Annotated in this window: 1 rRNA gene; it reads right to left on the bottom strand. The window is 57.8% G+C overall.

The annotated features are described in order from the left end of the window. A 23S ribosomal RNA gene (locus LE181_RS31300) occupies window positions 1-548 on the bottom strand; the annotation flags it as partial. Window positions 549-606: the final 58 nt, after the last annotated feature.

The following is a 606-nucleotide window of genomic DNA, read 5'->3' as shown; positions in this document are numbered from 1 at the left end:
GTACTATCCGCTATCGGTCACCAGGGAATATTTAGGCTTAGCGGGTGGTCCCGCCAGATTCACACGGGATTTCTCGGGCCCCGTGCTACTTGGGTGTCTCTTAAACGAGCCGTTAATGTTTCAGCTACGGGGGTCTTACCCTCTACGCCGGACCTTTCGCATGTCCTTCGCCTACACCAACGGTTTCTGACTCGTCTCATGGCCGGCAGACCATGAAAAAGAGATCCCACAACCCCGCATGCGCAACCCCTGCCGGGTATCACACACATACGGTTTGGCCTCATCCAGTTTCGCTCGCCACTACTCCCGGAATCACGGTTGTTTTCTCTTCCTGCGGGTACTGAGATGTTTCACTTCCCCGCGTTCCCTCCACACTGCCTATGTGTTCAGCAGCGGGTGACAGCCCATGACGACTGCCGGGTTTCCCCATTCGGACACCCCCGGATCAAAGCTCGGTTGACAGCTCCCCGGGGCCTATCGTGGCCTCCCACGTCCTTCATCGGTTCCTGGTGCCAAGGCATCCACCGTGCGCCCTTAAAAACTTGGCCACAGATGCTCGCGTCCACTGTGCAGTTCTCAAGCAACGACCAGCCACCCATCACCCCA

It is taken from the genome of Streptomyces sichuanensis (assembly GCF_020328095.1).
Lineage (GTDB): Bacteria > Actinomycetota > Actinomycetes > Streptomycetales > Streptomycetaceae > Streptomyces > Streptomyces cinnamoneus.
Note: the sequence above shows the minus strand (reverse complement) of the source record. Positions and strands in the feature narration are given on the sequence as shown.